The organism is Streptomyces sp. NPDC018693 (assembly GCF_044391385.1).
Classification (GTDB): domain Bacteria; phylum Actinomycetota; class Actinomycetes; order Streptomycetales; family Streptomycetaceae; genus Streptomyces.
Genome location: NZ_JBIRZZ010000012.1, coordinates 183,659 through 201,305, shown reverse-complemented (window position 1 = coordinate 201,305; position 17,647 = coordinate 183,659). Strand labels below are relative to the sequence as shown.

General features: G+C 72.6%; 17 protein-coding genes. 9 read left to right on the top strand and 8 right to left on the bottom strand.

Features of this window, described 5'->3' with window-relative positions:
* The 3 genes from ACH5AC_RS28380 to ACH5AC_RS28370 all read right to left on the bottom strand — a co-directional run bounded on the left by ACH5AC_RS28380 (window position 1) and on the right by ACH5AC_RS28370 (window position 2,333).
* Window positions 1-1,023 carry a LacI family DNA-binding transcriptional regulator gene (locus ACH5AC_RS28380; protein WP_398865022.1) on the bottom strand — a complete coding sequence of 341 codons (1,023 nt, stop codon included), beginning with the start codon at window positions 1,021-1,023 and terminating at the stop codon, window positions 1-3.
* Between the two features lie 187 nt (window positions 1,024-1,210).
* The gene (locus ACH5AC_RS28375; protein WP_398865021.1) at window positions 1,211-1,417 is read right to left on the bottom strand and encodes a DUF5999 family protein; all 207 of its coding nucleotides are present in this window, start codon (window positions 1,415-1,417) and stop codon (window positions 1,211-1,213) included.
* A gap of 337 nt (window positions 1,418-1,754) precedes the next feature.
* Window positions 1,755-2,333 (bottom strand): hypothetical protein, encoded by a 579-nt coding sequence (locus tag ACH5AC_RS28370; protein ID WP_398865020.1) that lies wholly within the window; start codon window positions 2,331-2,333, stop codon window positions 1,755-1,757.
* Between the two features lie 562 nt (window positions 2,334-2,895).
* Here ACH5AC_RS28370 and ACH5AC_RS28365 point away from each other — a divergent pair.
* Together ACH5AC_RS28365 and ACH5AC_RS28360 are read left to right on the top strand one after the other, a co-directional pair.
* Window positions 2,896-4,413, top strand: coding sequence for a glutamate--cysteine ligase (locus ACH5AC_RS28365; RefSeq protein ID WP_398865019.1), 1,518 nt, complete (start codon window positions 2,896-2,898; stop codon window positions 4,411-4,413).
* A 247-nt stretch (window positions 4,414-4,660) separates the two neighbouring features.
* Complete coding sequence (locus tag ACH5AC_RS28360; protein WP_398865053.1) at window positions 4,661-5,461, top strand: CPBP family intramembrane glutamic endopeptidase; 801 nt, start codon at window positions 4,661-4,663, stop codon at window positions 5,459-5,461.
* Between the two features lie 6 nt (window positions 5,462-5,467).
* On the opposite strand, the gene ACH5AC_RS28355 is transcribed toward ACH5AC_RS28360, so the two are convergent.
* Entirely contained in the window at window positions 5,468-6,283 is an 816-nt protein-coding gene (locus ACH5AC_RS28355; RefSeq protein ID WP_398865018.1) for a PhzF family phenazine biosynthesis protein, read from the bottom strand.
* Window positions 6,284-6,522: 239 nt separating this feature from the next.
* Between ACH5AC_RS28355 and rox the strand changes: the two genes are divergently transcribed.
* From rox to ACH5AC_RS28340, 3 genes are all read left to right on the top strand, one after another.
* Window positions 6,523-7,950 carry a rifampin monooxygenase gene (gene rox, locus ACH5AC_RS28350; protein WP_398865017.1) on the top strand — a complete coding sequence of 476 codons (1,428 nt, stop codon included), beginning with the start codon at window positions 6,523-6,525 and terminating at the stop codon, window positions 7,948-7,950.
* 75 nt (window positions 7,951-8,025) lie between these two features.
* Window positions 8,026-9,141: an ABC transporter substrate-binding protein gene (locus tag ACH5AC_RS28345; protein ID WP_398865016.1), complete on the top strand. Its 1,116-nt coding sequence runs from the start codon at window positions 8,026-8,028 to the stop codon at window positions 9,139-9,141.
* Window positions 9,142-9,246: 105 nt separating this feature from the next.
* A complete protein-coding gene (locus tag ACH5AC_RS28340) occupies window positions 9,247-9,849 on the top strand; it encodes a PadR family transcriptional regulator (protein ID WP_398865052.1) in 603 nt (200 codons plus the stop codon).
* Between the two features lie 62 nt (window positions 9,850-9,911).
* On the opposite strand, the gene ACH5AC_RS28335 is transcribed toward ACH5AC_RS28340, so the two are convergent.
* On the bottom strand, window positions 9,912-10,343 hold the full coding sequence (locus ACH5AC_RS28335) for an SRPBCC family protein (protein WP_398865015.1): 432 nt from the start codon (window positions 10,341-10,343) through the stop codon (window positions 9,912-9,914).
* Window positions 10,344-10,598: 255 nt separating this feature from the next.
* Between ACH5AC_RS28335 and ACH5AC_RS28330 the strand changes: the two genes are divergently transcribed.
* The 3 genes from ACH5AC_RS28330 (at window position 10,599) to ACH5AC_RS28320 (ending at window position 13,511) form a co-directional block, all read left to right on the top strand.
* Window positions 10,599-11,186: a Clp protease N-terminal domain-containing protein gene (locus ACH5AC_RS28330; protein ID WP_398865014.1), complete on the top strand. Its 588-nt coding sequence runs from the start codon at window positions 10,599-10,601 to the stop codon at window positions 11,184-11,186.
* Window positions 11,187-11,324: 138 nt separating this feature from the next.
* The gene (locus ACH5AC_RS28325; RefSeq protein WP_398865013.1) at window positions 11,325-12,329 is read left to right on the top strand and encodes an EamA family transporter; all 1,005 of its coding nucleotides are present in this window, start codon (window positions 11,325-11,327) and stop codon (window positions 12,327-12,329) included.
* Window positions 12,330-12,521: 192 nt separating this feature from the next.
* Window positions 12,522-13,511, top strand: coding sequence for a DMT family transporter (locus tag ACH5AC_RS28320; protein ID WP_398865012.1), 990 nt, complete (start codon window positions 12,522-12,524; stop codon window positions 13,509-13,511).
* 496 nt (window positions 13,512-14,007) lie between these two features.
* Here ACH5AC_RS28320 and ACH5AC_RS28315 read toward each other — a convergent pair whose 3' ends face one another.
* Both ACH5AC_RS28315 and ACH5AC_RS28310 read right to left on the bottom strand, forming a co-directional pair.
* Window positions 14,008-14,637 (bottom strand): FMN-binding negative transcriptional regulator, encoded by a 630-nt coding sequence (locus ACH5AC_RS28315; protein ID WP_398865011.1) that lies wholly within the window; start codon window positions 14,635-14,637, stop codon window positions 14,008-14,010.
* Window positions 14,637-15,299, bottom strand: a complete 663-nt coding sequence (locus ACH5AC_RS28310; protein WP_398865010.1) for a pyridoxamine 5'-phosphate oxidase family protein — start codon at window positions 15,297-15,299, stop codon at window positions 14,637-14,639. Before ACH5AC_RS28310 ends, ACH5AC_RS28315 begins: the two co-directional genes overlap by 1 nt.
* 36 nt (window positions 15,300-15,335) lie before the next feature.
* Here ACH5AC_RS28310 and ACH5AC_RS28305 point away from each other — a divergent pair, with 36 nt between their 5' ends.
* Complete coding sequence (locus ACH5AC_RS28305) at window positions 15,336-16,667, top strand: aminotransferase class I/II-fold pyridoxal phosphate-dependent enzyme (RefSeq protein ID WP_398865009.1); 1,332 nt, start codon at window positions 15,336-15,338, stop codon at window positions 16,665-16,667.
* Here the strand turns inward: ACH5AC_RS28305 and ACH5AC_RS28300 are convergent.
* Entirely contained in the window at window positions 16,658-17,626 is a 969-nt protein-coding gene (locus tag ACH5AC_RS28300) for a DMT family transporter (protein ID WP_398865008.1), read from the bottom strand. The genes ACH5AC_RS28305 and ACH5AC_RS28300 overlap by 10 nt on opposite strands.
* Window positions 17,627-17,647 lie beyond the last annotated feature (21 nt).

The following is a 17,647-nucleotide window of genomic DNA, read 5'->3' as shown; positions in this document are numbered from 1 at the left end:
TCAGCGGGGGGTTGGTGGTGCGGTGCTCGACCGCACCACCAGTTCCGTGCCCAGTTCCACGCGCGGCGAGTCCGGGTGCTCACCGGTGGCCAGGCGCAGCACCGTGCGGGCGGCCAGCTTGCCCATGTCGGCGAGCGGCTGGCGCACGGTGGTGAGCGGCGGGGCGGACCAGCGGACCTCGGGCAGGTCGTCGAAGCCGACCACGCTCATGTCCTCCGGCACCCGCAGTCCGCGTCGGCGCAGTGCCTCGATCGCGCCGAGCGCCATCTGGTCGCTGGCCGCGAAGAGCGCGGTCGGCGGCTCGGGCAGGTCGAGCAGGGTGTTGCAGCCGGTGAAGCCGGACTCCGGATGGAAGTCGCCGGGCACGACGAGGGAGTCGTCGACGGCCAGACCGACGCCCTCCAGTGCCGCGCGGTAGCCGTCGAAGCGGGCCCGGGAGCACAGCAGCCGGGGAGGGCCCGCGATCAGGCCGATCCTGCGGTGGCCGAGGGCCAGCAGATGCTGGGTTGCGGCGAGACCGCCGGACCAGTTGGCGGCGCCGATGGTCGCGGTGTCGACGCCGGGGGTGCCCGTCGGGTCGACCACCACCAGCGGGACGCCGAGGATGCGCAGCTGCTCGTGCAGGGTGGGTTCCAGGGCCGAGGTGACGAGGATGACCCCGTCAGAGGCGCGGGCGCGCAGATTGCGCATCCACTCGCGGGCGGCGCCGGAGCGGCCGTGGATCGCCGACACCACGGTGCCTACGCCGGCCGCGTGCGCCACCTCCTCGACACCCCGGATGATCTCCACCGCCCAGGGGCTGTCCAGGTCGTTGAAGACCAGGTCGAGCAGGGTGGCGGGGCGGGCCGGGGAGGCGGCGGCGCGCTTGCGGTAGCCGTGGCGGCGTAGGAGTTCCTCGACCCGGGCGCGGGTGGTGGGGGAGACGTCGGAGCGGCCGTTGACGACCCGGGACACGGTGGGGACGGAGACGCCGGCCTCGCGGGCGATCTCGGTGATGGTGACCTTCTCGGGCTGTGCAGCCACGTCGCCCCTCCGTCGGCGGATGCTTCGACCCCGCGTCGAAACTTCCAGGAGTCTTCCGGAAATCGGGTGGTCGGGGAAGGGCGTACGGAACTCGGTGCCGGGCCCGGACATGCTCAGGGGCCGGTTCGCAGGGATGGCTGCGGTCCGGCCCCGGGGTGTCGTCGGGCGGGGCTGCCGCCCGGGGTGCTCAGGCGGCCGTCACGACCCGGGTGGATTCCACCGGGCGGTGCGGGGCGATGATCTGGCCGTCCGGCAGGAGCTCACCGGTGTCCTCGAAGAGGAGAACGCCGTTGCACAGCAGGCTCCAACCCTGCTCCGGGTGGTGCGCCACGAGGCGGGCGGATTCCCGGTCGGCGGAGTCGGCTGTCGGACACGGTGGCTGGTGCTGGCACATGGAAGGGATCTCTCGCTCTGACGTGGTGTGTGGAGTGTGTGTCGTGTCTGTCCCGCGGCGTGAAGCGTCGTTCATGGCCGCCCCCCGTTGTGATAAGTCGGTTCGAAACCAGTGTTGCCCCACGGGCGCTGTTCCGCAGGCATTTCGCAGCACCGCTTCTCACAGGTTCATGACGCATCACCCGCGCGGGCGGTTCATCGCGGGCGCACCGTCACTTCGGGTGGTTTCGGGGGGCCGGATGGGGCTAGTCCCTCGTCGGGCGCCCGTCCTTCATGGCGCCGTGCCCCGCCACCGGGGCCGCAGTGGCGGGGCACGGAGTGTGTGCGGGGTGCGCCGTTCAGGCGGACAGCAGGGGCGCCGGTGTCACACGGTGGGTGAGCGCCGGGAGCAGATCGGCGACCAGGTGCGGCCGGTGGGACGCGATGCCGGGTGGTGCGGGTGCGAGGGGGACCAGCAGGTCGGTGGCGGCCGGGTTCCCGGTGGTGCCGTCGGAGGCGTGGTCGCCGTGCAGCCACAGGGTGAGCATGTACAGGCCCGGCACGGACAGCAGCCGTGCCTGGTACGGCTGGGGCGTCGGCTCCGCCTGGCGCAGCGCGAGCTCGGTGGAGGCTATGTACGGTCCCTCGAAGAAGTGTGAGAACACCCAGCCGTCCGCGGTCAGCCGGGTCTCCGCGGCGGCCACCGCGCGCTCGCCGCAGCGGATCAGGAACCGCCAGCCGGCCAGTCGGGTCGCGGCCGTGCCCTCGGGTGTGATCCGGTCCAGGACATGGACGGGCAGCGGGAGCTCGGGTGTGGCGGGGCCCTGGGCGGTACGCAGGGCGGGGGTGCGCGCCTCTTTGACCGCGGTGGGAGAACCGAGTGCCGTGAGGACGGAGCGCAGGGCGGGCGCGGGAGCCGGGGGTACATGCAGCGGCATGGTGGGTCGCCTCTCATTCGACAGGCATGGTGGCGCGAGGGCGGGGGCGGACGACGCTGTCAGCTCTCGAAGAACACAGAGGTCAGAGAGGCATGGGCCGGGGTCTGCGCGCGGAGACGATTACGGCCTGCCGTCCATCGCTTCGACGACGGGCTGTTTCGACCGTGGGCGCTCACCTTCTCTGCCCTGTTTCCGCGGAGTTTATACGACGCTTGTTCAGGCTGTGTTTCATCTAGCCGATTCCGGGTGACTCCGCAAGAGTCTATTCGGTCGGCGGTATGTGTGAATCATCCCGATTCAGTGGTGCCGCCCGGGTGGTGACCTCGGAATATGCGGCCGTGGTGGTCGGCGCATTCCCGTCGGCGTTTTTCACGAGATCCCGAACGGAAAACCCGCCGCGCTCCATGCCCCGCGAATGTGCCGCAGGTCACCTCCGCCCAGAGTAGCGGGCGACGCGGCCGCGTGCGGACGTTATCGATCGGCTCCGCTGGGCATCATCCCACCTGACCCGGGAGACCGGCGGCCGGTCAGCCGGCCCGCCCATGCGAGGAGGGACGCTTCGATGGGGGAGAAGGTCGTGGCCGGCGGGTTCGACCTGTCCGATCGTCAGCAGTACCGCGACAAGCTGCGGCGGTGCCTGACGGGGCTGGAGCGGCTCCTGGCCCAGCAGCGCTTCGATCGGCCGAAGAACCTCATGGGGCTGGAGATCGAGCTGAATCTCGTGGGTGCCGACGGCATGCCGAAAATGCTGAATGGGCAAGTACTGGAGAGGATCGCGAGCCGCGATTTCCAAACAGAACTCGCCATGTTCAATCTGGAAGTGAACATAGCCCCACACAGGCTGGGTGGGCGCGTATTCGACCAGCTCGCGGAGGAACTCCGGACCTCGCTGGCATATGCCGACAGAAAGGCGTCCGAGGTCGATGCGGGAATCGTGATGATCGGCATTCTGCCGACGCTGGACCGGGACGATCTGGTCTCCTCCAACCTCTCCGAGGTGGACCGCTACACCCTCCTCAACGATCAGATCGTCGCCGCCCGTGGTGAGGACTTCACACTCGACATCGAGGGGCCCGAGCGGCTGTTCTGCACCGCCAAGTCGATCACCCCGGAGGCCGCCTGCACCTCCGTGCAGTTGCACCTGCAGGTCACCCCGGCGCGCTTCGCCGACGTGTGGAACGCGGCGCAGGCGGTCACCGCCGCGCAGGTCGCCGTCGGCGCCAACGCGCCCTTCCTGTTCGGCCGCGAGCTGTGGCACGAGTCCCGGGTCCCGCTCTTCCTGCAGTCCACCGACACCCGGCCGCCGGAGCTCCAGGCGCAGGGGGTGCGGCCGCGCACGTGGTTCGGTGAGCGGTGGATCACGTCCGCGTACGAGCTGTTCGAGGAGAACCTGCGCTACTTCCCCGCGCTGCTGCCGATCTGCGACGAGGAGGAGCCGCTGGAGGTGCTGGCCGCGGGCGGGGTTCCGAAACTGGGCGAACTCGTCCTGCACAACGGCACCGTGTACCGCTGGAACCGGCCCGTCTACGGCATCGCCGACGGTGTCCCGCACCTGCGGGTGGAGAACCGTGTGCTGCCCGCCGGGCCGACCATCACCGACGTACTCGCCAACACGGCCTTCTACTACGGCGTCGTCCGCGCCCTCGCGGAGGAGTCGCGGCCCGTGTGGAGCCGGCTGTCGTTCCGGGCGGCCGCCGCGAACTTCGACGCGGCGTGTCGCTACGGCATCGACGCGCGCCTGCAGTGGCCTCGGCGGGGGCGGCTCGGGGGTACGGCCGAGGTGGACGCGGTGAGTCTCGTACGGGACGAGCTGCTGCCGCTGGCGGAGGCCGGGCTGGACGCCTGGGGAGTGGAGCCGGTCGACCGTGATCTGTACCTCGGCGTGATCGAGGAGCGGTGCCGGCGCCGGATGAACGGCGCGTCATGGCAGGTGGCGACCTTCCACCGGGCCCTGGAGGCGGGGCTACCGCGAGACGCGGCGCTCGCGGCGATGACCCGTCGCTACAGCGAGCTGATGCAGCAGGGGGAGCCGGTACACACGTGGCCGGTGGGGCTGCCGGAGCCGGTGCGAATGGGGTGACTCCGGGGGCGGATGGCTCGGTTGGGGCTGGATGGCGCGGACGGCCCGGGTGGTCGGGCACCGCCGGGCTGCGGCGTCGGGGTGCTCGCCGTGCGGCTGGGGGAGGGCGGCGGGAGGAAGGGGTGGACTGAAGAGAGCGGGGAGGTTGTAGTCAGCCCTGGGGCGGGGGCGATCTGAGGAGGGTGGTGGTGGGCCCGGTGGGGGTGGTGTGGATGATGGGGGTGGAAGTGTCGGATGGGAAGTGGGTGTGCCGGTGGAGGCGGAGACGGTGGCTGGGGCCCCGGGGGAGGAGCGGCCGGCGCGCCGGGTTCTGCGGGACGAGACTCTGCTGGTGCTGGGGGTGTCGCTCGGGGCGAGCGGCGTGGCCGCGCTGATCAGTTTCGTCGGGTCGGTGACCAAGCCGGGAGGGCTGAAGGACCAGGCGGCGACCCTCAACGCCTCGGCCGCGCCGGGCCGGCCCTGGCTGGACCTGGCCTGGCAGCTGTTCGGCATCGCGTCCGCCCTGGTGCCGGTCGCGCTCGTCGCGCACCTGTTGCTGCGCGAGGGGCGGAGTCTGCGCACCCTGGGCTTCGACCGCTCCCGGCCGTGGCCCGACCTGGGGCGCGGCGCGGTGATCGCGGCGGTCATCGGCAGCACCGGCATCGCCTTCTACCTGGCCGTCCGCGGCCTCGGCTTCAACCTCACCGTGGTGCCCGAGGCACTGCCCGACGTGTGGTGGAAGTATCCGGTGCTGATCCTCTCGGCGCTGCAGAACGCGATCCTCGAAGAGGTCATCGTGGTCGGCTATCTGCTGCGCCGGCTGGGCCAGCTGGGCTGGACACCGATCACGGCACTGGTCGCCAGCTCCGTACTGCGCGGCTCGTACCACCTCTACCAGGGCATCGGCGGGTTCATCGGCAACATGGTGATGGGCGTGGTCTTCGTGTACCTGTACCGCCGGTGGGGCCGGGTGGGGCCCCTGGTGGTGGCGCACTCCCTGCTCGACATCGGGGCGTTCGTGGGCTACGCGCTGCTCGCCGGGAAGGTGGACTGGCTGCCGACGGCGTGACGGCCGTCAGGCCAGCAGTTCGCCCTCGATGACCGTCACCGCACGGCCCGTGAGCAGCGTGCGCTCGCCGCGCAGCCCCGTACGGACCCGGCCGGAGCGCGGCGATGCCTGCAGGCCGGTCAGGTCGGTGCGGCCGAGCCGCGCGGACCACAAGGGGGCCAGCGCCGTGTGGGCGCTGCCGGTGACCGGGTCCTCGTCGATGCCGACGTTCGGGAAGAAGCAGCGGGAGACGAAGTCGTAGCCCAGCTCCGGGTCCTCCGCGGGGGCGGTGGCGATGATGCCGCGCGCGGAGTGGGCGCCGAGCGCCTTGTGGTCGGGCCGCAGGGCGTGGACGGTCTTCTCGTCGGCCAGCTCGACCAGCAGGTCGCCCCCGTTCGGGCCGGTGTCGAAGGCGGCCAGCGGTCGCGCGCCCAGCGCTTCGGCGGCCCCCGCCGGGACGTCGACGGGCGTGAGCGGGGCGGTGGGGAAGTCCAGGGTGATCGAGCCGTCCTCGGCGGGCGCCGCGCTCAGCACACCGCTGCGGGTGGCGAACCGCACCGGGCCCTCGTGGGCGCCGGTGGTGTGCAGGACGTGCGCCGTGGCGAGCGTGGCGTGGCCGCACATCGCGACCTCGGCGACGGGTGTGAACCAGCGCAGCGCCCAGTCGGCCTCGCCGCTCTCGGGCAGGCGGTGGGCGAAGGCCGTCTCGGCGTGGTTGACCTCCTGGGCCACGTTCTGCAGCCAGCTGTCGTCGGGGAAGGCGTCGTCGTCCAGGAGCAGCACGCCCGCGGGGTTGCCGGCGAAGGGACGGTCGGTGAAGGCGTCGACGATTCGGATCCGCATGCCGCCGACCGTAGGGGCGGACCGGACCGGCGTGCCAAGGCCAATTCGAGAGCTGTGGCCCTGAGCCGGTCCTGGGCGCCGGAGCGGCCGGCAAAAGGACCGGCAAAAGGAAAGGCAAGGAGTCTCTCACTCCTTGCCAGTCTCAACGTATAGCGCGCCGGGGGGCTTGCGGCAAGGCCCGCCTGGTGCCGCAGAATCACCGGCCGAAGCCAGAACTCGCGGAAGACAAGGGGGTTTTGATGATCGATGTGGTCATTGCCGGTGGGGGACCGACCGGGCTGATGCTGGCCGCCGAGCTACGGCTGGCCGGTGTGCGGGTGGTCGTCCTGGAGAAGCTGGCGGAGCCGACCGGGCAGTCCCGTGCGCTCGGCATCCATGCGCGGACCGTCGAGGTGATGGACCAGCGTGGCCTGCTGGACCGGTTCCTCGCGGTCGGCCAGAAGTTCACGGTCGGCAGCCTCTTCGGCGGTATGGCCAAGCCGTGGCCGGAAGGGGTGGACACCGGCCACCCGTACGGCGTCGCCATCCCGCAGACCGCCACCGAGCGGCTGCTGGACGAGCGCGCCGTCGAACTCGGCACCGAGATCCGGCGCGGCTGCGAACTGGTCGGGCTGAGCCAGGACGGGGACGGGGTCAGCGCGGAGCTGGCCGATGGAACCTGTCTGCGCTCGCGCTACCTCGTCGGCTGCGACGGCGGCCGCAGCGCGGTGCGCAGGCTGATCGGCGTCGGCTTCCCCGGTCAGCCCGCCGAGGTCGAGACGCTGCTGGGAGAGATGGAGGTGGCCGTACCGGCGGAGACGGTGGCCGCCACGGTGGCCGAAGTCCGCAGGACCCAGCTGCGGTTCGGCCTGATGCCCCTCGGCGACGGGGTGTACCGCGTGGTGGTCCCCGCCGCCGGCGTGGCGGAGGACCGTACGGCCGCGCCGACCCTGGAGGAATTCAGGCAGCAGCTGCGGGCGACCGCCGGCACCGACTTCGGTGTGCACTCGCCGCGCTGGCTGTCCCGGTTCGGCGACGCCACCCGGCAGGCCGAGCGCTACCGGTCCGGCCGGGTGCTGCTGGCCGGTGACGCGGCGCACATCCACCCGCCGACCGGCGGGCAGGGGCTCAACCTCGGTATCCAGGACGCGTTCAACCTCGGCTGGAAGCTGGCCGCCGAGATCAACGGCTGGGCGCCGGACGGCCTGCTGGACAGCTACGAGGCAGAGCGCCACCCGGTGGCCGCGCGCGTGCTGAGCCGCACCCGCGCCCAGATGGCCCTGCTGCGGACCGACCCGGGGACGGCCGCCCTGCGGGAGCTGTTCTCCAGGCTGCTGGACTTCGAGGAGCCGAACCGGTACGTCACCGAGTTGATCAACGCGCTCGACGTCCGCTACGACCTCGGCGAGGGCCATGAACTGCTCGGCGCGCGGCTGCGGGACGTGAAGCTGAAGCGGGGCCGTCTCTACGAGCTGACCCGCGGCGGCCGCGGACTCCTCCTCGACCAGACCGGCCGGCTCTCGGTCGAGGGCTGGGCGGACCGGGTCGACCACGTCCTCGACGTCAGCGAGGAACTGGACGTGCCCGCGGTGCTGCTCCGTCCGGACGGGCATGTGGCGTGGGCCGGTGCGGACCAGGAAGAGCTGCTCGCCCGACTGCCGCGATGGTTCGGAGCCGCCGCCGGCTGATCGCGTGTGCCTTCTGGAGCCCGGCGGATCGGAGAACGGATAATCCGTTGCCTGTCGGCGAGGGCGGTGGATGCAATGCCCGGCATGGTCACCCAGATGCGCTCGCCCCGGCGAGATGAGAAACCGGCCGTTCTGATCGGCGCCCTCGTTCCGCTCACTCCGCCCGGCTGGGCCGAGGCGGGCCGGCACCTGCTCGCCGGACTCGAACTGGCCGTCGGTGAAGTCAATGACAGCGGCGGGATCGGTGGACGACCGCTCGAACTGGTGGTCCGGGACACCGCGGCCGATCCGCGGCGGGCCGCGGCGGCCGTGGACGAGTTGGCTCACCTGGGCGTTGCCGCCTTGGCGGGGGAGTACCACAGCGTCGTCGCTCGGGCCGCTGCCGCCAGGGCCGACGCGCTCGGCCTGCCGTTCCTGTGCTCGTCGGCGGTGCTCGACGCGCTCACCGAGCACCCGACGGAATGGGTCGCCCGCCTCCCTCCGGCGCAGTCCCACGGCTGGCGGATCTACGCGGACTTCCTCCTCGGCGCGGGCCACGGCCGCATCGCGGTGGCAACCCAACCGAGTGTCTACTGGGCGTCAGGGGTCCGCATCCTTCGGGACCACCTCGCTCCACGCGGCGGCACCGTCGTCGAACTCGACACGCGTGAACTCGCCCCCGAGGGCGTGTGCGAGGCACTCGTCGACCATCGCGCGACAGCCCTCCTGCTGCTGGTCGGCCACCCCGAGCCGGCGGTTTCGATCGTCAGGGCCGTCCGCCGCGACCGGCGCCTCGCCGAGATCCTGATCGGTGCTCCGGCCGGGCAGCCGGAGTTCGCCGAGTGGGCGGCGACGCTGGGCGACGACAGCGCCGCGATTCCGTTCCTGCGCTATCTCCCCGAGCGGTTCGGCCCACTCGGTGCGCGCGTCGCGACTGCCCTGTGTGAGCGGTTGTCCGAGGCACCCTCCTTCGTCGCGTTCGAGGGCTATGACACGGTCGCCGTCCTCGCCGATGTGCTGCGCTCCCACGGCACGGACCGGGCACTCACCGCCGGATCCTGGGCCCGCGTCGCGGTCGAGGGCACCCGCGGGCAGATCCGGTTCTCCCGCACGCCGGGCATCGGCGTGTGGCAGTGGGCCTGGCCGCCGGTCCAGGTCGTCGACCGCGATCCGGCGGAACCCGGCCGCTTCCGGATCCTTCACGCCGGCTGAGAGACCGCGCCCCCGACGCCGCACTGTTCGGGGGCTTGTCGGTTTCACTCTTCCGATATATCGTTGAGGCATCGCGAGAGATCAACGATGGATGGAGTGAGCGCGATGCGTAGCCACGGATTTGAGCGTGGACATGGACAGGAGCGTCCCTTCGGCGGTGGCCTGGGTGGTTTCGACGGGCTGCGGGCGGCGTTCGGGCCCTTCGGGCCGGGAGGGCCGGGATTCGGGCCGGGGCCCTGGGGGCGAGGACGGGGCGGACCCAGGGGGAGGGCGCGCCGCGGTGATGTGCGGGCCTCGATCCTGGCTCTGCTGAAGGACCGGCCGATGCACGGCTACGAGATGATCCAGGAGATCGCCGAGCGCAGCGGCGGCGCGTGGAAGCCCAGCCCCGGCTCGGTGTACCCCACCCTCCAGTTGCTGGAGGACGAGGGGCTCATCGCCAGTGAGAGCGAGGGCGGCAAGAAGCTGTTCTCCCTCACCGAGGAGGGCCGGGCCGCGGCCGAGGCCGGTCCGGAGGCGCCCTGGGAGGAAGCCTCCCGAGGGATCGACTTCGAGGCGCTCGGTGAGATCCGGCAGGCCGGATTCGGGCTGATGGAGGCGTTCGGCCAGGTCTGGAAGACCGGCAGCAAGGAGCAGCGCGACAAGGCCCTGGCGGTCATCAACGACGCCCGCAAGAAGTTGTACCTCATCCTCGCCGACGAGGACTGACCGTCCTGCGGCGGTCAAGGCGCCCCGTGCGACCCGCGCGGGGCGCCTTCCCGTGTCCGGGGTCAGCTCACCAGCCCGCCCAGTCGGCGCAGCGACTCGTTCAGCGCGGCCGTCGCCGAGTCCTTCAGCCTGCCCGCCATCAGGGACACCGCCGCGCCCGTGAACTCGCCGTCGATCCGGACCGTCGCCGCGTCGTCCCCGTCGGGTGTCAGGGTGTAGCGCGTCGCCACGGTCACCGCCATCGGGCCCTTGCCGCGGATGGCCAGCACCCGGGCGGTCTCCAGCTCCTCGACCGTCCACTCCACCTCGGCCGGGAAGCCCATCAGCTTCATGTTCTCCTGGAAGGCCGCGCCCACCTCCAGGGTCTTCGGACCGCCCTCGGGGAAGTCGGTGTGCGTCGCGTTCCACTCGCCGTACGCCGGCCAGTCCGTGAGCCGCGCCCAGATTCTCTCCGCCGACGCGCCGATGCGTGCCTCCGCGCTCACTTCGGCCATGCGACCACCTCTCCGACTCGGGCCAGGTGTCGCGGAACGTAGCGGCAGGGTCCGCAACTTTCAATACTGATGAACCGTCAGAAAATGTCATGGCGTGAGGGGCGCGGGGCAAGGCGGCGCGCGCCCCTCGTGGGAAACGGCTGGATCTCATCCGCAGGGAGGAGATTGCACACCGCGCCGTCCGCTCAGCGTGGGACGTGCGAATGGTTCGCCGCGCGGATGACCGGATCGGCCGGGGCTGATGGGGTGGGGGATGTGCAATCCCGTATTCCCCGGCAGTCGGACCATGGGCCAGTGACGCCCGGCGCGGACGATGACGGCGGGTTCAGCGACGAACTCACCGCGGTGGTCGCCGGTGCCCGCCGACGGGCGCTCCGGGACGGGGACCGGCAGATCGACACCGCCCATCTGCTGCACTCCCTCCTCGAACACGATCTCGACGTACGCGCCGCCTTCGAGGGCGGGCCGCAGCTCGCCCGGCTGCTCGGCTATCTGGTCCAGCGCAGCATCGGCTACGGACTGCGCTGGCAGAGCGGCGTCGAGGACTCCGGCGCGCTGCCCGTCGTGACGCCCACGGGCCGGGCCGACACGGCGGACCCGTCGTCCGGCCACGGCTTCTCGCCGCTCGCCGCGATCGCGGTACGGCACGCCCGTGCCCGTGCTCTGCGGCGCGGCCGCACCGCGGCCCACGGCCTGGATCTGCTCGCCTCGATCGTCGCCGATCCGGAGGCCCGCGCCGTCGAGGTGCTCGGCCACGCCGGGGTCGATGCGCAGGACCTGCTGGCGCGCGTCGAGAGCGGGGTGGAGGAGTACGCCGGGGATGGCGACAGCGCCGCGTCGTGACCGGGCGGTGGCTCTTCTGTTCGCTTGTTCGCTTGTTCGCTGTGCGACCCCCTCGTGACCGGCGCGGTCGCCGACCGCCGTCCAGCCGGTGAGACAGGTGTCAACGGGGGTGACGGTCATGTCGTCGCCTGTCATCATGTGCCGGTGCGTACGTCTGTGAGCAGTCAGGGCAGCCGCGGCAAGGGCATCGGGCTCTCGCTCGCGGTGGGGTCGGCCATCGCCTTCGGCGGGTCGGGGGTCGCGGCGAAGCCGCTGATCGAGGCGGGCCTGGACCCGCTGCACGTGGTGTGGCTGAGGGTGACGGGCGCGGCCCTGGTGATGCTTCCGCTCGCCGTGCGCCACCGCGACCTGCTGCGCCGCCGCCCCGCGCTGCTGGCCGGGTTCGGGCTGCTCGGCGTGGCCGGTGTGCAGGCGTTCTACTTCGCCTCGATCTCCCGTCTGCCCGTCGGTGTCGCGCTGCTCGTGGAGTACCTGGCGCCGGCCCTCGTACTGGGCTGGGTGCGGTTCGTGCAGCGGCGGCCCGTGACCCGGGCCGCCGCCGTCGGTGTGGTGCTCGCGGTCGGCGGGCTCGCCTGTGTCGTCGAGGTCTGGGCGGGGCTGAGCGTCGACGCCCTCGGGCTGCTGCTGGCGCTGGGCGCCGCCTGCTGCCAGGTCGGCTACTTCGTCCTGTCCGACCAGGGCACCGACGCCGGCGCGGACACCCCGGACCCGTTCGGCGTCATCGCGTACGGCCTCCTCGTCGGTGCCGCCGTCCTGACCGTGGTGGCCCGCCCCTGGGGCATGCAGTGGTCGGTGCTCGCCGACACCGCCGGGATGAACGGCACCGATGTGCCCTCCTGGCTGCTGCTCACCTGGATCGTACTGATCGCCACGGTCGTCGCCTATGTCACCGGAGTGGTCTCCGTACGGCGGCTCTCCCCGCAGGTCGCGACCGTCGTGGCCTGTCTGGAGGCGGTCATCGCGACGGTGCTGGCCTGGGTGCTGCTCGGCGAGCACCTCTCGGCCCCGCAGATCGTCGGCGGTGCGGTGGTGCTGCTGGGCGCGTTCATCGCGCAGTCGTCCACACCGGTGAAGGGCTCCCCGGAGCCGGTGGCCGGCGGCACCCCCGAAAGGGAGTTGTCCCCCCGTGGAACGGCCGCCTAGGGTGCCGCTCATGGATCAGCGCACCCCTCTCATCTCACCGCCGGCCGCCTGAGGCGGGCCCTCCGGTGAACCACGCCCGGCGCGCGCCGCCGGGCGGAACGGTGCTGCCCGCAGACGAAGTCCGCGGACCGTCGCGCAAGCGGCGGCCCTTCCCGAACTTCCGCGCCTTGCGCGCGACTGCGGAGAGAATGCGTGTCGACCCTTTCCCGTGCAGATTCCTCTGCCACTCCGTCCCCGGCCGCCCCACTGCCCGTCGGGCGCGCCCTCCTCTATCTGATCGTCGCCGGTGCCGCCTGGGGTACCGCCGGCGCGGCCGCCGCGCTGGTCTTCCGGGCCAGTGACATGAGCGCCGCCACGCTGTCCTTCTGGCGCTGCGCCGCCGGGTTGGTCCTGCTGCTCGCCGCGCGCCTGCTGCCCCCGCGCGGCGCCCGTACCCGGCTGCCGCTGGGCCCCCGTGTCCGGCGCATGACCGCCACCGGCGTCGGGCTGGCGGTGTTCCAGACGGCGTACTTCGCGGCCGTCGACGCCACCGGACTCGCCGTCGCCACGGTCGTCACCCTCGGCGCCGGTCCCGTCCTGATCGCCCTCGGGGCCCGGCTGACGCTGGGTGAGCGGCTCGGCCGGGCCGGTGTCCTCGCCGTGGCCGGGGCGCTCGCGGGGCTCGCGGTGCTGTTCGCCGACGGCGGTGACACGGCCGTACGGCCATGGGGGGTGCTGCTGGCCCTGGTGTCCGCCGCCGGGTACAGCACGATGACCCTGCTGGTGAGGTGGTGGGGCCGGGACGGCGCGGCGGACGCCTCGTCCACCACCGTGGGGGCGTTCGCGGTGACCGGCCTGTGCCTGCTGCCGTTCGCCCTGGTCGAGGGACTGCTGCCGCACAGCGCGGATCCGGTGCGGGTGCTGTGGCTGCTGGCGTACATCGGGGCGGTGCCGACCGCGCTGGCCTACGCGCTCTACTTCGCGGGCGCCGCCGTCGTACGGTCCGCGACCGTTTCCGTGATCATGCTGCTGGAGCCGGTGAGCGCGGCCGTCCTCGCCGTCGTCCTGCTCGGCGAACCACTCACCACCGCCACCGTCGCCGGCACGCTACTGATGCTCGGCTCGGTCACGGGCCTCGCACTGGCGGAGGCACGCGACGGGACGAGCCGACCGGGCGGGACCCCGGTTCGGCCGACCGAGTAGGCGCGGGCCCGGCGGATTGGCCGGGGTGAGGCCGGCGGGTCGGGGCATGCCTGGCCCGCCGGCCCTGGGGTCGGGTCCGCCGGATTGGAGGTGAGGCATGGTCGACGGCCGTGTCCGGGGTCGGGCCGGGTGAGCGAACGGGGCAGATCCGGCGGGGTGGGTTTTGGGGCTGGGGCGGTGGATCCGTCGGGGGCCGGGGTGGACCCGGTGGGAGCCAAGGGCAGGGGAGCGAGATGAGCAGATCGGTGGGGGCACGGTCGGTGGACCGGGTCACGGGCCGGGCCGAGCGGATCGGTGGGGGCCAAGGCCAAGGCCAAGGACAGGGACCCGGGGCGGAGGGTGCGAGGCCAAGGACAGGGACCGGGGGGTGGGGGTCGAGGGTAGGGGCAGGGACCGGGGGGCGAGGCCAAGGCCAAGGCAGGGGCCGAGGGCGGGGGCAGGGTCGGCGCGCCCGGGGGACCGGTGGGGGGCGAGGGTAGGACCGGGGGCAGTGGGGTCAGGGGCGGCGGCGGGTCAGGTGGTCGCGTGCTGCCTTGTCCCCCGGGCCACCGCGTTCGGTGAGGCGGGTTGCTATGTGGTCCTGGATCTCCCGGGGGCGCTTGCCGGCGTACTTGAACTTGGCGCGGATGTCCGTCACTTCGAGCCGCAGGCCACGGATCCCGGCCAGGAGGCGTCCGTACGGCGCCTCGCCGGGCGAGACCCGCGCGGAGCCGCCCTCGGGCTGGAAGTGGCCCATCTGGCGGTTGAGCAGCTCCGCCTTGGCGGCCGGGGCGTCCACCACATGGGCGGTGCAGTGCAGTTGCACCGCCGCGTAGAAGCTGGTCGGCACCCCGTGCTCGGGCGGGTCCGCCGGTCCCGCCTGCCAGGGGCCGGGTACGAAGACGTAGTCGTCCACGACGCTCAGCAGCACCCGGGGATTCGCCTCCAGGGCGGACCACAGCGGGTTCGGCCGGGCGAGGTGGGTGACGGCCTCGCCGCGGTCGGCGTCGTAGGCGAAGTGCAGGGGCTGGACGAAGGGTGGTTCGCCGTCGAGGCCGTTGGCGGCGAGCTGCCCGAAGTCATGCCGGGACAGCCATTGCTGCCACTCGGTGTCGTCGAGCGCCGCGTCCCAGGGGTGGATCAGCATCACAGCACCGCGAGGTAGTCGGGCAGCCCGGTGCCGGGGGCCAGGCCGGCGTCCGGCACCGGGGTGGCGTAGCCCTTGCGCAGCGGGACGACGCCGGCCCAGTGGGGGAGGGCGAGATCCTCGGGCTCGTCGTTCACCCCGCCCGTGCGGAGCTTGGCCGAGACCTCGTCGAGGTCGAGGCGGATCACCGCGGTCGCGGCCAGCTCCTTCTTGTCGGCCGGCCGGGAGTCGGCGGACCGGCCCGGTACGACATGGTCGACCAGGGCGTCGAGCGCGGCCCTCTTCTCCTCCGGGTCGGTCACCTCGTACGCCACGCCGTGCACCACCACGGAGCGGTAGTTGATGGAGTGGTGGAAGGCCGAGCGGGCCAGCACCAGCCCGTCGACATGGGTCACCGTCAGGCACACCGGCAGGCCCGGGTCGGCCTGGCCCGCCATGCGCAGCGGACGCGAACCCGTGGAACCGTGGACGTAGAGCCGCTCACCGACCCGGCCGTACAGCGTCGGCAGCACCACCGGCGCTCCGTCGCGCACGAAGCCGAGGTGGCAGACATAGCCCTCGTCGAGTATCGAGTGCACCAGCTCCTTGTCGTACGACGCCCGGTCCGCGGAGCGGGTGGGGACGGTACGGTCGGTCGCTGGGTAGGCGGTGGTGCCCCGCATTGGCGCTCCTGATTGCACTAGTGCATAATTGGCTTTGTGCTAGGAGAGTATCCGATCAAAGGGCGTCGTGCAGCGGACATTTCCGCGAGCATCGAGCGCGCGGTCGGCACCGGTGACCTGGAGCCAGGCCAAGTCCTGCCCCCCATGCGGGAGTTGGCGGCCCGGCTGGGCGTGAACCCGAACACGGTCGCGGCCGCGTACCGCACCCTGCGTGAGCGCGGGGTGATCGAGACAGACGGGCGCCGGGGCAGCCGGGTGCGACCCAAACCGGCCACGACGGGCCGCGAGAAGGTCCGCGAGGACGTGCCGGCCGGGGTGCGCGACCTGGCCTCCGGCAACCCCGACCCCGCACTGCTGCCGCCGCTCGCGGAGGCGCTCGCGGCGGCCGCCGCACAGCAGGACCTGCGGCCCGTGCTGTACGGGGAGGAGCCGGTGGAGCCCGAGCTGACCCGTCTCGCCCGGGCCGCCCTCGACGCCGACGGGGTGCCCGACGGGCCGCTCGCCGTGGTGTCCGGGGCCCTGGACGCCGTCGAGCGCGTCCTCGCGGCGCATCTCAGACCGGGGGACGGTGTCGCCGTGGAGGACCCCGGATGGGGCCGCACCCTCGACCTCGTCGCGGCGCTCGGCCTGCGTGCCGTACCCCTGCGCATCGACGACGACGGGCCGCTGCCCGACGAACTGCGCCGGGTCCTGGAGTCCGGAGTGCGCGCCGTCGTCGTCACCGACCGCGCGCAGAACCCCACGGGCGCCTGTGTCGGCCCCGCACGCGCGCGTGCCCTGCGCGCCGTGCTCGCCGAACACCCCGCGACCGTCCTGATCGAGGACGACCACGGCCACGGCATCGTCGATCTGCCGCTGCACCCCCTCGCGGGCGTCACCCACCACTGGGCCTTCGTCCGCTCGGTCGCCAAGGCGTACGGCCCCGACCTCCGCCTCGCCGTCCTCACCGGCGACGAGGTGACGGTGGACCGGGTGCGCGGCCGGCACCGGCTCGGGCCCGGCTGGGTGAGCCTGCTGCTCCAGCGGGCCGTGGCGCGGCTGTGGACCGACGGCACCCTGGACGGCGCGGCCGTGGCGGCGACGTACCGGAGTCGGCGTGAGGCGGTCGTCGCCGCGCTCGCCGAGCGCGGGATCGCGGCACACGGCCGCAGCGGCCTGGGCGTCTGGGTCCCGGTCCCGGACGAGACGGCGGCGGTGGCCCGGCTCCTGCACGCGGGATGGGCGGTGGCGCCGGGGGCCCGCTTCCGGACGGCGTCGCCGCCGGGTATCCGGATCACCGTCTCCACGCTCGGGGAGGAGGAGGCCGCCTCCCTGGCGGACGCGGTCGCGGAGGCCGTGGGCCCGGCACCGGCGCGCAGCTACGTGTGAGCCCGCGGCCTCACCTGGGTGAGCGCGGCACCGGCCAGGACGATCACCGCTCCGACCGGCGTGCTCCAGCGCAGCGACTCCCCGAGGATCAGCACACCCGCCCCCGCCGCGACGACCGGAATGACGTACGTGACCGTCTGGGCCGTCGTCGGCCCCACCTCCGCGACCAGGCCGTACTGGACGAGGACCGCCAGCCCGGTGCCCAGGGCGCCCAGGGCGAGGACCGCGAGCAGGGGCAGCACCGGGAAGCGCGTCGGCATGCTGGTGAACAGCGGCGTGACGACCGCCAGTTGGACCGTGGCCAGCATCAGCTGCGCGCCTGTCATCGACAGATGCGAGTATCCGGTCCCGGCCAGGGTCCGGCGGACATAGATCCAGCCGACCGGATAGCTCAGCGAGGCGAGCAGGGCCAGCGCCGTCCCCGTGGCGTCCAGGCCGGAGAAGCCCTGCCAGGCACCCAGCACCGTCAGCACGCCGAGGAAGCCCAGGCCGAGTCCGGCGACCCGCAGCCGGGTCGGGCGGTCCTCGGACAGGGCGACCAGCGACAGGGCCATCCCCCAGAGGGGAGAGGTCGCGTTGCAGATGCCCGCGAGGGTCGAGGGGATGGTCAGCTCGGCGTAGGCGAAGAGCGAGAAGGGCAGCGCGTTGAGCAGGAACCCGGCGACCGCGAGATGCGCCCACGTCCGTGCCCCGCGCGGCAGCCGCTGCCGCTTCACCACCATCGCCACCGCCAGCACCGCCGTACCGAACAGCAGTCGGCCCAGCGTGACCTGGAAGGGGGCGTAGCCGTCGGTCCCCACCTTGATGAGCAGGAAGCTGAAACCCCAGATCAGGGAGAGGAGGCCGAAGCGCAGACGCCAGTCGAGGCGGGAGCGGGCAGGGGCCGTGGCGGAGGCGCGGCGGACGTCGGTGGCGGTGGTCATGCCCTCAACGATGCTGGAGACGATCTCGTAGCACAATCGAGAAAACGCACGCCATAT